10 protein-coding genes and 4 pseudogenes are annotated in these 13,283 nt (G+C 56.9%); 3 read left to right on the top strand and 11 right to left on the bottom strand.

Going from position 1 to position 13,283, the window contains the following annotated elements:
* Positions 1–101 precede the first annotated feature (101 nt).
* Positions 102–1,199: an extracellular solute-binding protein gene (locus tag M9924_20285; protein MCO5066724.1), complete on the bottom strand. Its 1,098-nt coding sequence runs from the start codon at positions 1,197–1,199 to the stop codon at positions 102–104.
* Between the two features lie 103 nt (positions 1,200–1,302).
* Between M9924_20285 and M9924_20280 the strand changes: the two genes are divergently transcribed.
* Positions 1,303–1,506: a hydantoinase B/oxoprolinase family protein gene (locus M9924_20280; GenBank protein MCO5066723.1), complete on the top strand. Its 204-nt coding sequence runs from the start codon at positions 1,303–1,305 to the stop codon at positions 1,504–1,506.
* A 134-nt stretch (positions 1,507–1,640) separates the two neighbouring features.
* Here M9924_20280 and M9924_20275 read toward each other — a convergent pair whose 3' ends face one another.
* The 8 genes and pseudogenes from M9924_20275 to M9924_20240 all read right to left on the bottom strand — a co-directional run bounded on the left by M9924_20275 (position 1,641) and on the right by M9924_20240 (position 8,591).
* Entirely contained in the window at positions 1,641–1,979 is a 339-nt protein-coding gene (locus tag M9924_20275; protein MCO5066722.1) for a transposase, read from the bottom strand.
* 66 nt (positions 1,980–2,045) lie between these two features.
* A complete protein-coding gene (locus M9924_20270) occupies positions 2,046–2,234 on the bottom strand; it encodes a hypothetical protein (GenBank protein MCO5066721.1) in 189 nt (62 codons plus the stop codon).
* 74 nt (positions 2,235–2,308) lie between these two features.
* On the bottom strand, positions 2,309–2,443 hold the full coding sequence (locus tag M9924_20265) for a transposase family protein (protein MCO5066720.1): 135 nt from the start codon (positions 2,441–2,443) through the stop codon (positions 2,309–2,311).
* 194 nt (positions 2,444–2,637) lie between these two features.
* On the bottom strand, positions 2,638–3,591 hold the full coding sequence (locus M9924_20260) for a LysR substrate-binding domain-containing protein (GenBank protein MCO5066719.1): 954 nt from the start codon (positions 3,589–3,591) through the stop codon (positions 2,638–2,640).
* A 35-nt stretch (positions 3,592–3,626) separates the two neighbouring features.
* Positions 3,627–3,944, bottom strand: a pseudogene (locus M9924_20255) (transposase).
* 1 nt (position 3,945) lies between these two features.
* Positions 3,946–5,033 (bottom strand): annotated as a pseudogene (locus M9924_20250) (IS1595 family transposase).
* 344 nt (positions 5,034–5,377) lie between these two features.
* Positions 5,378–6,994: an MFS transporter gene (locus M9924_20245; GenBank protein MCO5066718.1), complete on the bottom strand. Its 1,617-nt coding sequence runs from the start codon at positions 6,992–6,994 to the stop codon at positions 5,378–5,380.
* 748 nt (positions 6,995–7,742) lie between these two features.
* The gene (locus M9924_20240) at positions 7,743–8,591 is read right to left on the bottom strand and encodes a TauD/TfdA family dioxygenase (GenBank protein MCO5066717.1); all 849 of its coding nucleotides are present in this window, start codon (positions 8,589–8,591) and stop codon (positions 7,743–7,745) included.
* Positions 8,592–9,180: 589 nt separating this feature from the next.
* Here M9924_20240 and M9924_20235 point away from each other — a divergent pair.
* Positions 9,181–9,878, top strand: a protein-coding gene (locus M9924_20235) for an IS6 family transposase (GenBank protein MCO5066716.1) whose coding sequence is annotated in 2 segments (ribosomal slippage) — positions 9,181–9,367 and positions 9,367–9,878 — 699 coding nt in all. Because the reading frame shifts where the segments join, the coding sequence is not laid out codon by codon here.
* Between the two features lie 54 nt (positions 9,879–9,932).
* Here M9924_20235 and M9924_20230 read toward each other — a convergent pair.
* Positions 9,933–10,247 (bottom strand): annotated as a pseudogene (locus M9924_20230) (transposase).
* A gap of 139 nt (positions 10,248–10,386) precedes the next feature.
* Between M9924_20230 and M9924_20225 the strand changes: the two are divergent.
* Positions 10,387–11,941, top strand: a pseudogene (locus M9924_20225) (ISL3 family transposase).
* A gap of 347 nt (positions 11,942–12,288) precedes the next feature.
* Here M9924_20225 and M9924_20220 read toward each other — a convergent pair.
* Positions 12,289–13,188, bottom strand: coding sequence for a LysR family transcriptional regulator (locus M9924_20220; protein MCO5066715.1), 900 nt, complete (start codon positions 13,186–13,188; stop codon positions 12,289–12,291).
* Positions 13,189–13,283 lie beyond the last annotated feature (95 nt).

Here is a 13,283-nt window from a genome sequence, read left to right as displayed (position 1 = left end):
TCAATGGGGAAGATTCGTATCGCCCGGGCCCAAGTATTTCTTAAGCCCGCGCTAACCTCGAGCTGGAAACCGACGGACCAAACAAACAGTAGGATGAGTGATCACCTACGCAGGAAAGTCCTCTCCACAATGGGGCTTAACTTGCCCATATCCTCATCTGTGAGCGGTCTCTGCATATGCAGGTTCGCAAAGTCAATAATGCTATTGGTATAGTTCCCGGCACGATTGGCGAAGGCCCGGCCCGGCTCCAAGGGGTCCAAGACTTCAAGCACCTTCGCATCGGTCAGGTACTCCATGAACAACGCGGCACCGTAGGGATGCGAAGAACCCTTGGCGATGCTCACCGAAAGACCGGTCGCGAAGGTCGGATTCTCGAACTCGAAGTCAATTGGCGCGCCTGAAGCCTTTAGAGGCGCAGCGCGGTAGGCACCAATGTTCCATGCTATATCGATCTCGCCCGACGACAGCGCACCCGACAGAGCGCCGATGCTGGGGTATAGGACGCTATTCAACTCTCCGAGCGCCTCTACCCATTTCATACCCTCCTGGTCGCCGTAGATTTGGAGGAAACCGTCAACGATGGGTTCCATGTTAAGTATCGACCCGACGCGGCCATTCCAATCCCCGTCGATCAGAGCTTGGAAGCTACGAGGCGCCTTATCGAGCGGAACCTTGTCCGTACGCCAAGCGATCGCATAGGGAAGAATCTCATACACCAGGCCGGTCCAACCCTCGGCCGCGCTACCATAGCGGAATCGGGGATCGAAGTCGTCCCAACTCACCGGTTCGTACGGTGCCAAAAATTCCTTCAACCGATCGGTGAGGATAAGATCATAAATGATAATATCTGCGCTTATGCTCCCCGCATCGCGCTCAGCCTGCAGCTTCTGCGCGATCTGTGCCGTCGTCATCCGTACGAACGAGATATTCAAGTTGGAATACAGCTTCTTGAAATGCTCCGTTAGAATCTGCGCCCGGTCGATACCTAGGACCCCATAGACCACGATGTCGCCTTCTTGTGCCGCGCCCTCTACGAGCTTGGCAGTGCGCTCAAGGCTCGACATGGCGGAAATGGAACGCCAAACTCCCTCATTCAATGTTGCACCCTGCTGCGCAACGGCTGGGCCACAAAGGGATGATACTACCGCTAACCCCACGCCGGACAGCAATGCACGTCTTCCAATCGATCCGGCACCCATCATGATCTTCCTTTCGACAGCTATCCAGATGGCGAAGGTAAGGTGATGAAGGGGCGGTGATATTGCAAACGAGAAAATCTCTGCTGCCCAATAAAATTGTCTTATGACGCCGCTACAGGTGCGCCGCACGTTAGATACTTCAGGAGGGCATCCGCATCCCTCCGAGAAGGCTTTCTTTCGTGACGAGATTAACGAGACGGTACGGCAGATCATTCTCACGAATGTGCGCATGCCGACCCACAACCGGGCCGACATGAACGTGCAGATTGCCTGCGTCAACATCGGCGAACCCAAATTACTGATATGATCCAGTGCTTGGACGTGAAGGTGTTTAGGGCGGCGACGGCAGACCCTGCTCGACTATGCTGTCAATGATCGGAAACTAGGCCCCTTCTTTTTGCCGAAAGAGGACCCAGTTTGGGGTCGTGAGGGGCACGCCGGTTAGCGTCGAGGTGTGAGACCAAAGCAAGCGCCCGCACTCGATGAGCGTCTGAAGCGTAAGGCATCATCAAACGCCGAGGCAACCGACAATGCCGTAATCACGCCGATGCCAGGTGAGGTCATGAACAGCCCGCACCACCGGCGTCGCTCTGGCGACAGCGGAGAGGCGTCGGTCCAGCATTTGATCTGCTCCAGGATCGAGGCCCGCGCCTTCATCAGCGTCTCGGCCACCAAGCGCATCTCGGGCGAGGCGTCGAGTTCGCCTGCAATAAACTCGCCGGCACGGTCGGTGAAACTGCCGACGCGTTTGCCGAACAGGACGACGAAGGTACGCAGCAAGGCGTTGCAAGAGAAGTGGGATTGTCTCCGGCTCGCAGCTTCCCTCCGCCGCCGCCTGCTGGCCCATTACCAGGCGTCACGTGTGGCGAAGGCCGAGACCAGATGCAGCGCTGCCCGCCCATGGCCGCGATCATGGCTGCCGCGCGAGGTCTTCCCATCAATGGCCACGAGATCGGGCACGTCCGGCCGCATCGCCGCCGCCCAGAACTGGAAGCAGTCGGCAAACAGCGCCGGGTCGTGGCGGTTCATCAGCATGCGCAGCCAGCGCCCGCCGGGGACCCCGTGATAATAGGCAAGACGCGGCGCAGGAAGGCCAGATTGTCCTCACCTCAGTCGGCAATGTCGTCGAAGTCGTCGCCGGCTGCGAGGGTCCCGCACACCGCCAGCAGCAGCACCTCCGGCAGCGGATGTGCCGCCCGCCATGACTCGCGATCGTCCTCGATCAGCTCGAAATGGTTCAGCAACAGCGCAACCGCGGCTTTATAGAAGTCTCAGGCATGGCAGCGGTCTCCCAGTCACTACCACCAACAGAATCAGAACTACCGCAACCCCGAAACCGCCGTTAATCGAGTTCACCGCCATGGGGCGTGTTCGGGAGTTCTCGACAAGAGATAAATGTGTTCTTCTTTTGTTCGGTTTGCTGTCGCTTTTTGAACAGTTATGAGGTCATTGGGCCATATAGCGATTCGCTATATTCTTTGTGTAGAGTATCAATCCCGTTCTTGAGTTCCTCCTTCACCCAGGTAGTGAAAATCCGTGATGCCTCCCTCCGCTCAGTATCATGCCGGTAGACAGCAAAGTAGGCGAACTGCACAGGTTGAATGAAATCGAACGGTGCAACCAACCGCCCGCTTTCAATATCGTCGGCTACAAGCGGCCCATGGGCAATTGCCCAACCAAAGGAGTTCAGCGCTGCTTGAACAGTAAGGCCGCTATGACTCAGCCATAACTCTTCCACAGCTTCGATCTTGCCAATTCCGCTGGCCTCCAGCCATTCACGCCAAGCATTCGGCCACCTTTCATTATGGATCAATGGATGCAAAGTCAGATCAGCAAGACAGGCAGCTTTGTCCTTAACGAGGGTTGGACTACAGATTGGTAGGGCATAGTCCTCGGCGAGGAACTCGGCATGCAGTCCTTCAAAGTTACTCTCTATCGGGGCGTTTACGATAGCAACGCTACCGTTATGAGAGAGAAAGTCGTCAACACTAATCGTCTCTTGTCCACTGAAGAATGTTATTATGGCAACTTCAGTCTCCTTCTGCCTGTCCCGGATCTTATGAAGACGGGGGATCAACCAAAGGCTGGCGATAGCTTGAGGCACCAATACACGCAAAGTTTTATTTTGGGTACCAATCGCTTGTAGCGTTCCGACCTCCAAGCGTTTAACAACATCGGAGGCGATTGGAAGATAAATTTGTCCGACCTCAGTTAAGCTAAGACTGGGACTGCGGTTGAACAACTTTACCCCGAGAATTATTTCTAAGTCGCGAACGCGCGTGCTTATAGCAGCCTGGGTGAGAGACAAATCGCGCGCGGCATCGGTAAAGCTTTGTAGCCGGGCAGCGGCGACGAAGGCTTTGAGCTGATTTATGGTCGGAAGGTGTTTCATGAGCACCCGTCTCCACGAACTAGAGCGTGTCCGGTTTAACCCGGTTCGTATCCTGCTGCCTTGAAGTAGTTTGCGCATTCTGCGGCTGTGAAGAGATCGACGAGAAAGCCGACCGTATTCCAGAGGGCGTCGATGGTCCGCTCTGCCTTTGCGCGCAGCAGCGCCTTGAGCTTGGCGAAGGCGTTTTCGATGGGGTTGAAGTCGGGGCTATAGGGCGAGAGGAACAACAGCCTCGCGCCAGCCGCCTCAATCGCGTCGTGAACGCCCGCGGCGTTGTGGGCCGGCAGGTTGTCCATGATGACGACCTCGTCCGGCGCGACCGTGGGAACCAGCACCTGCTCGACATCGCTTTTATCAACCAAAAACAGCTACAGCTGATTTGATGATGATGCCGCCATCCTGGCTGCGGCGCATCTGACGTCCAACGGCGGTGCGAAAGACGCTGATGATTTGCAGGGCCGGCGGTATCCGTGACCACAGGGTCCGGATAGTTTTGCGGCCATGCCGCGTTTTGCGAACGGCATTGCCTGTGACGACGCGCTGCGACCAGCGAAGGCCGATCTCATGGAAATACAGCTGCGGGCTGATATGGTAAAAAACGCCGGCAATCGTGCGGCGACACGCGAATTGAACCCTTCGACCGAATTGACGTGAACCGCATCGCGAACATATTCGCCGCTGGAGTGCTTTACGGTCTCATGCTCGGCGAAACTCTCACCAATGGCCATGAAAGCTTTCGCCTCGTCGCTCATCAAGCGGGCATCATGGGTGATCTGCGTTTCGATGACGCGCTCCGCACCGCGGAACGAAAGGCCGGTCACAATCGCGCCACGTGCATCGCCGGCTGGAGTGCCCGGCGTGTCGCCGTTCGGCCGCTGCACCATCGCCATGACCGGCGTTTTCTGCGTATTCGGCTGACCCTTTCGGCCTCGTCCGGGTGGCGGATCGTCCGGATGCTTCCTTGGGCGGCCACCGAGATGGCAATGGTCAATCTCCACCGTGCCATCAAGCATGTGATCGCGCGCAACCATCAGGCGTAGCGCATGTCCCATCCACCAAGCGGTGGGCTGGCTCACCCCGAGAGCCTCGGCGAGGCGCACCGAGGACAAGCCCTTGTCCGACTGCGGCATCAGCCATATGGCCTTCAGCCAGACACGCAAAGGAAGCTTGGTGGAGTGCAGCGGCGTGTGCGTCGTCACTGTGAACTGGAACCGGCAGTCACCGCTCGAGCACTGATAAAGCCCCGGTCGTGCGGGTCGCTTGCCCATATCCCGGCCGGCAATTGCGATCGAGCGCTTGTAACCGCAGGCGGGACAGATCCTGCCATGCAACCACACCATGCTTTCCAGCAGCCGCCGACAATGATCTTCATCGCGGAAGGCCGCGATCATGTCCTCAACGGTGCAAATGTTGGAAAGCGCTACCACCATCGTTTCAGACATCCCGATCCCCTTTCACTACCTGGACGGAAGAATTGCACTGAAAGTCGTGAATCACAATGAAATCACTGTCTTTGGTTGATAAAGGCGACGTACGATTTCGCACTGCTCTTGCTCTGACCCCAAGTCGGGGCAGTGTCGAGGGCGCAGAAGATGCGCAGTGGCGAACGCGGGGCCAGCCCGATGTGGGCGCATGGCCCGCCTAAGAGCAACGAAATCCAAGTCCAGGTTCACGTGGTACGCTGGATCTGATTGGACATCGTGGCCATTGGCTTCGAAGTAGTTTGCGCATTCTCGGCCACTTCTTCTTATCAGATGCACAAAGCGATCTTATTGGTGAGGATCGATCATCCGCTCGGCCGCACGGCCGAGGCGTGCCGTCTCTGGGTACGCTCAATCAGGCGCCGAACAGTTGGCGCTTCTTTTCCGCTGTGCAGACGTCTGATCTGTTCGACAATCACGGCGTCCGCGTGTGTGATCCGTTGTGTGTATCGAACATACTCGATCCATGTGGAAACCTGATAGCTCTCGATCCAGTGGTCGGGATGCTCCAGATCTCGGATCAGATTCCAACGCCGCGCGCCATCGCGCCTTCGAATTCTCCTGCGCTCCGCCATTAGGTTCAGGAACTCTGGCGTGTCCTTTGCAGCAATGATGTATTCGATCATGATCTTGATTGGTCCGCTGCGCGGCCTCAAGTCAAATCCGACGTGCGGCTCTCGCCAACTATTGAGCGGATCGAGATTGAGCTGCATCTGGTCCGGCAGCGCAAGTCTTCCGAGTCCTATTGTCGCTCCCAAGGCCATTGTGAGGGCAGCCAGTTGAAGAGCCGTTTCCAGGCCGTACCAATCTGCTACAATACCCCAAACCCAACTTCCGGCAGCCATGCCGCCGAAAGCTGCCATATGGAAGAGCGAAAGCGCTCGCCCTACGACCCAGCGTGGAGTCCATAGTTGTATGGAGATATTGCATAGAGAGAAAGTGACCACCCAGCAGGCCCCTCCGATCAACAGTGCAGTTCCCGTTAGCCACGGAAACGAGCTCAACCCGATTGCGGCGGCACAAACTCCACACCCGGCGAAAGACAGCCGGACAATCCACTCGCCAGTAAGCTTCCGTCGCAGGATGCCGCTGATAAGTCCTCCGCTGACAGCGCCAGCGCCAAATGCTCCTAATAGAAAGCCGTAAAGAAACGCGTCGCCGGAAAGGGTATCTCGTGCGACCAGCGGCAGGAGCGCCAGCAACGAGACCGCCGTCAATCCAAAGATAAACGTACGCAGCAGCACTTTTTGGATGTTGGGTGACATCGCAACATAGCGAAAGCCAGCGACGATCGCTGGTCCTAAAGCCTCCGGAGGTAGGCTTTGTGACGTGATTGCAGGCTTCCATCGGCACAACACAAAAATCAGCGCGAGATAGCTCGTTGCGTTGATCAGAAATGCCGGGGCAACTCCAGCCGTGGCAACGATGGCGCCGCCAAATGCTGGGCCAACGCTGCGCGCCAAATTGTTTCCAGTTGCATTGAGAGCGACTGCTGCGGGCAACTCGGACCTTGGCACCATGTCACCTACGGAGGCTTGCCAGGAGGGATTGTGCAGCGCAGTCCCGCAGCCCATGAGGAAGGTGAACACTAGCAGCAGCCACGGCGACATCGCTTCGGCATAGACTGCCAGCGTCAGGGAAACAGAGGTGAGAAGCATGAAAACCTGTGCAGCCAGCATGATCTTCCGTCGATTAAAATTATCGGCAATCGCGCCAGATACCGCCGAGAACAGCATGATTGGCAAGGCGGCCGAAGCCTGAACAAGGGCAACCATATCCGCCGAAGTGGAAATTCTTGTCATCAACCATGCTGCAGCGACGGTGTGGATCAAGGCTCCAAAATTGGACAGCAAAGTGGCGATCCAGATGGAGCGAAATATCACATGCTGAAATGGAGACAGGGTCGCCAGGCGGTCGATCATGATGCCGTTTTTCGCAGCGTTGGAACGTGAAGGAAGAATGGTCGCGTTGTCTGAACAGTCCTGTCTAGAGCGTCTCCACATATGAGTAACGCTTTTCGCATTGGGCGAGAGGGTAAAGAATTCGGCGACGGAGGAATTTCTCGACGTCCTAGGCTATATTCTCGACGGGCATGCGATATCTAGAAATCTCGAACAACGAGCAGCTAAATTGCGATCGCTACAACGATTGCACTCCGGCGCAGTCGACTTCAACGCCTGCGAACGAGGCCCCGCTTCACAATTGAACGTCTATAGCGACCTGCGGCAAACGCTTGAGATGCGCAAGCAAGACGGGTTGCGCCTTCACGGACATTTGCTCGAACTCTGACGGACTGCGCGTAGTCATCCGCGTGAAGATGCAGCTTGGTCTTCTGTGCGATCAGCGACGTCCGGAGCAGTTCAATCCGTAGAGACTTGGCATGAGGATTTCTGAACAAAGCTGGTTATCTCACATTTATCTCACTTTCCCTTTTGCCGCTCGCACGCAAAACCCGAGATGAATGGTTTCGCTCTCGACCAACCCGACAACGCAACGCAATACAGAGATGGCGCCGGATTTGTGCGCTGCGTCGCGGCGTTTGAGGACCCTGCGAACGGTGTGGCGACGCTCGGTCGTTCGGGCTTCATCTCCGTCGGCATGCACCTGTCTTTGCGCCGCCTACTCGACCGACCTCGCGCCAACATCCTACAGCAACCCGCATGAGCGTTTTCAAAAGGGTCGATCACCGACTATGGATACTCGCTGCATGTGCCTTCGGTGTGGCTGATTTGGCCGCAAATTGTAGAAATAGTCCGCGGTAACTCTGTGACGGGTACAGCGATTATCCCAAAATGCGAGTGAATTAACCTTCCAGCGAAAACGGCAGCAAAAATCGGGATTCTCCGCATGACGTTGAAGCATCTCCATCAAGGCAGTACCTTCTGCATCATTGAGCTCTTTGAACGTCCCCGCTCCTTCACGCGGCAGAAACAAGCTCTTCTTTTTTGTAACGGGATGAGTGCGTACCAAAGGATGCTCGGCGACAGCTGGCGGAGCATCAGGTTGCTTGAGTTTAAAAGATTTAATAGAACGGTTTGCTGCACTCTTCTGCTGCACGTGGACACACGTTAATCTATCAACCAAAGTCTTAATGCGATCAGAAAGAGTATCGTATGCCAAATACATGTTTGCCCACATCGTGTCTCCACCGTATGGAGGAACGTCCTTGGCATATAGGAATGATCCGAGATTCGGCTTTTCGAAGTGACTCTGATCAATATGCCAGTTATCGCCTACATTTACTTGCTCATCCGCTTCCTTTATGATTTCCCACATTTCCGGATGCCCTGGAATGGTCTCTACATACGAAAGCTTTTCCAATATTCCAAAATTGCTCGCAAATGCTTTTTGCTGTTCGAGATCTAAATTTTGGTTTCGAAAAAAGATGACAAGGTGTGTTTTGAAGGCCTCTTTAATGGCTTCCACCGTTTCCTGATTTAAGGGCTTCGACAGATCTACCCCTCCGACTTCCGCCCCTAAAGCACCCGCAATTGGTTCTACTGTAATGCCAGACAGCATTTGGATCCTCCATCGAATTCAGGTTGCATGTGAATTGATTAAGAACGGATGTCACCGAACTATTCTTCCTTCGTCGCCAGTTCCGCCCGCGAGCTAATTGACGCCGGAGCAAGGAGCAGAGACATCATCGCGAGCCAAACGCCTGACAATAATGCACGTCTTCTCTTCCGGATCTTATGGCTATAACATCCACCTGTGTCGCGTGGTCCCAGCGGTTCTTCCGCACCCAAGGTGACGAAAGGAAACTTAATTGCAAACGAGAAAAATTATCTGTGCACATAACGTTATCTTATGAGGTAGCCGCTAGAGCGCATGCGGGAATCGATGAATCGATTGTGATGACGTGCATGGTTGCTGGTGATTCAACGTCCACTTCGATGGAGGTGGACGATGGCGAGGATTTGCGGTTGCGTGTCGTTAGGCTTCGGATGAAGGGGCATCGGCCTGTCAGTCGGCGGCACGCTTCGGAGTCGGGGTATCGAGCGCGATCCGCTGGATCGCGCGGGCCAAGATCAGCGGCTCTGTTGCAAACTTTCCGGTAAGCCTCGGATGGCATGAGGGCGGCTCCAATTGCGGAGCTCATTTCATGATGTTCAAAGGCCGCCATTTCGATCGATCAGTCATCCTGTTATGCGTGCGGTGGTATCTGGCTTATGGCCTGAGCCTGCGGAATCTGAAGGAGATGATGGCCGAGCGCGGCATCAGCATCGATCATTCGACGATCCACCGCTGGGTTGTCCATTTCTCGCCCATGCTGTTGAAGCGCTTCAATCGCAGAAGCGAACTGTCGGTAGCAAGTGGCATATGGACGAAACCTACATCAAGGTCCGCGGTCAGTGGATGTACCTCTACCGAGCCGTCGACAGCGTCGGTGATACCGTCGAATTCTGGTTCAGCGAACATCGGGACTTGCCAGCTGCGAAGCGGTTCCTGCGCAGGGCTTTGCAGCGCCATGACCGGCCTGGTCGCATCGTCATCGACGGAAGTCAAACCAATCGGGAAGCGATCATTTCTTGTGATGCTGAACACCGTTTGCGGGATCGATCGCGTCGGGCATTGATGGCGATCCGCATCCGCAGGAGTCAATATCTCAACAACAGGATCGAACAGGATCATAGGCGCATCAAGCGCCGGGTGCGCCCGATGCTGGGCTTCAAGTCATTCTCTTCCGCCGCCGTCACGCTGGCCGGCATCGAGATGGTCCACATGATGCGCAAGCGCCAAGCCCGTTTCGCATTCAACACCGCGCCTTCGCTCAAGGAACAATTCGACGCAATCGCCGCCTGAAATGTGTCCACACGAAAGTCGCCTTTCCCCTTCTCCAAAATTTGCAACGGAACCGGTGGGTCTGGTTACCGCCTCGCAAATAGCTTCGGCATCGGCAGCATCGGTCTTGTTGCGTTTGACGTAGGCCTTCACATAAGCCGGCTGCATCATCCTGACCGTATGGCCGAGTTGCCCAATGGCATTCGCCCAGTAGTGCGAGCTTGCACACGCCTCAAGCCCGACGAGGCATGGATCGAGACCGCGGAAGAAGTCTAGCAGCTGTGATCGCCGCAGGGATCGACGGACGACAACCCTTCCGTCACCGGCAACACCGTGGACCTGAAAGACCGACTTGGCCAAATCCAGGCCGATCGTGGTAATCTTCTCCATGGATAGTTCCTTCTGTCTCGTGGCGGTAGACATCACCACGATAGGCATCTTCGATGCCGCTTCGAAGGGCCGTTCCACATCATCAATTCTGATGCAGATCGCAGGTGATTTGCGCTGAGTTCCGGGAAGAATCAGCGCGATGAATCAAACGCTTCGGTCATGTCAGCTGGTGCCGAAAGGCTTCATCGTTGAGCGATGGAATCAGGAAGGCTGATCAGTTCAGCCTCTGGGTTCGATCAGACCGTCCCGAGGCTCGATGCCCGAACTGTGGCACGATCTCGCGCAGGGTTCGCAGCCGGTATTGTAGACGGCCCGCTGACCTCCCTCTCTCTGGCCATCTCGTCCAGCTGCACGTGACCGTGCGGCGCTTCCGGTGCGAAGCGGTGCTTTGCCGCCAGCAGGTGTTCGCCGAACGGTTCGCCCAGGACGTGCTTGCGCCGATGGCGCGACGCACGGCACGGCTGGAGCGGATCGTGCATCATCTCGGCCTCGCCCTCGGCGGTCGACCGGCTGCCAGCTTTGCCGAGAGGCTGATGCTGCCCGTCAGCAACGATACTCTGCTTCGCGTAGTGCGCCGTGGGGCGCAGGTTCCGGTAGAACAACTGGCGGTGATCGGCATCGACGACTTTGCGTGGCGCCGCAATCACCGCTACGGCACGATTATCTGCGATCTGGAGCGACGGCGGCCGTTGACGCTGTTGCCGGATCGCGAGCCTGCGACGTCCGAGGCATGGCTCGGGCGCCATCAGTCGATCTTCATAGTCGCCCGTGACCGTGGTGGCGGCTACGGCGAAGCGGCCGCCAGGGCGTTGCCGCACGTCACTCAGGTGGCGGATCGCTGGCACCTCATGGAGAACGACAGCCGAGCTTTCCTCGACGCCGTGCGCAAATCCATGCGCCGGATCCGCCGAGTGCTCGGTGCCGGCAGCATCAAGCCCGAGCTGCTCACCAAGGCCGAGCGCATCCAGTATGAGGGCTATTTGCGTCGGCGCGATATCGACGCTGCGATCATGTCGCTGGTCAAGGAAGGCGTGCCACTCAAGCAGATCGCCAAGCGACAGGCCATAGCCGCGGCCTGGTCCGGCTGGTGGTGAGAGGCGAGCGGACGGACATCTTCCGCACCAGGGAAAGTTCGCTCGAAGCCCATCTGCTCTGGCTCGACGCGCAGTGGGACGCCGGCTTGCGCAATGCTACCGAGCTTTGGCGGCGCATCAATCAGCGCGGCTTCCGCGGCTCACGGCGGGTTGTCAGCGAGTGGGCGACACGCCGGCGCCGAGCCGAGCAGGCCAACGACAAGAACCTCCGGCGCGTCCCTTCGGCCCGCACCATCGCGCGATTGATGACTTCGCACCGCGACAGGCTGTCGAAGGCCGAGACCATCATCGTCGCCGCAGTCGAGGATGGCGTGCCAGCCTTGATAGAAGCTAGAACGCTCGTCGCCGAGTTCCACGCCATGCTCAGGGACAAGGACATCTCCAGCCTCGAGCCATGGCTTCCGCGCGCGATCGAGCCTTATCGCATCCTTCGCCCGTGGTGTGCTCAACGACGAAGCTGCGGTCCGCGCCGCGATTACCTCATCGTGGTCCAACGGTCAGACCGAGGGTCAAATCACCAAGCTCAAGCTCGTCAAACGCCAGATGTACGGGCGCGGAAAGCTAGATCTCCTGCAAGCCAGGCTGATCGGTGCATTGTGATGGTCTTGTGCATCGAGATTGCGTCAGAGCCAGTTTTGCAAGCCGTTTGACAATCTGGTGGATGTGTTTCGGCGGTGTTTCCACATTGATTTCGGCGGCACGAGCCTACCCGGACGCCATTCCACGACATAGATATTTCGCGCTTGATGTTGGCCGTAGCAGCCGACGACATCGCACAGGCGACACGCCATCTCCTTCCCGGAGGACAAATCCGTGTTGCGGAGTTCGGAGACACTGCGGCCTCGTCGGACGGAACGAGCCAAAGACGGAGTCTCCATCGCGGGTTTTCTTGGAGATCCGTCGTCCACAAGCCTGTTACGGCCTGATATCGATCAAGCTGCTCCTCATCAGTTCTGACCATATTTCGCCAGAACGGAATCAATGAAGACTTCAGCCAAATAGCTGAGAGGCCGCGAGGCGCATGTCAGCATCTGCACATTCAGATGAATGATCGGATGGAACGGCAAGACTTTGAGGTTCTGGTAGTTTTCGGGCATGCGCAGCCCCTTCATGCCGCTGAAGCTTTCGGCGAAGAACGAGTCAACTAGGGCAGTTCCAGCGCCCGTCGCCACCAGATTAATCGCCGGCAGGGTTTGCCCGATCTGCAGCGCGCAGTTCGGCGTGATCCCAGCGCGGGTAAAGGCTGTCATGATACGCCTCCCGGTCAACTCCGCTTCTGAAAAGGTAATGAGCGGCTCATGGGCCAGATCGGAGACGGAAATTTCCATTTTCGCCGCCAGCGGATGATCCTCGCGCAGCACGCAAACTACCGAGCCGCGAAAAGATATGTGGCTGACGATGTTGTTCTCCATACCGTGCAACTGGCAAAATCCAAGCTCGACATCGCCTTTGGCGACCAGGTCCACGACGCCCGTGGTGCGGGCGGTCACGATGTCGAGCAAGGCATCGGGCGCAGCTTGCGTGAATTCCTTGTAGCCGGCTTCGACGACCGCCGTCACGCTTGAAGGCGCGCTGGCGATCCGCAGAACGCCGCGCTTGCCGTCGCGGAGATCTGCCGCATGGCGGGCGAGGCCGTCGATTTGGCCCAAGACACGGTTGATACCGGGAAGCAGGGCGTTGGCATGCAGCGTGGGTACGAGGCGACCGCTCGCCATCTTGAAAAGGTCGAGGGAAAGCTCCTCTTCGAGCTGGCGGATTGTTCGGCTGACTGCAGGCTGCGAAACCCGAAGGTGAGCCGCCGCCTGTGTCACGGATCCGAACTGTACGAGTGCAGCGACCGCGCGCATTTGATGGATCTTCAAGCCATAACTCTCAATTATAGTTGCATGACATCTTTATGGGTACACAACACGACGATTTGGCAGCAAGGTAATTCTACCGG

The sequence above is a fragment of the Rhizobiaceae bacterium genome (assembly GCA_023953835.1).
Classification (GTDB): Bacteria; Pseudomonadota; Alphaproteobacteria; order Rhizobiales; family Rhizobiaceae; genus Mesorhizobium_G.
This window is presented reverse-complemented; position numbering and strand designations above follow the sequence as displayed.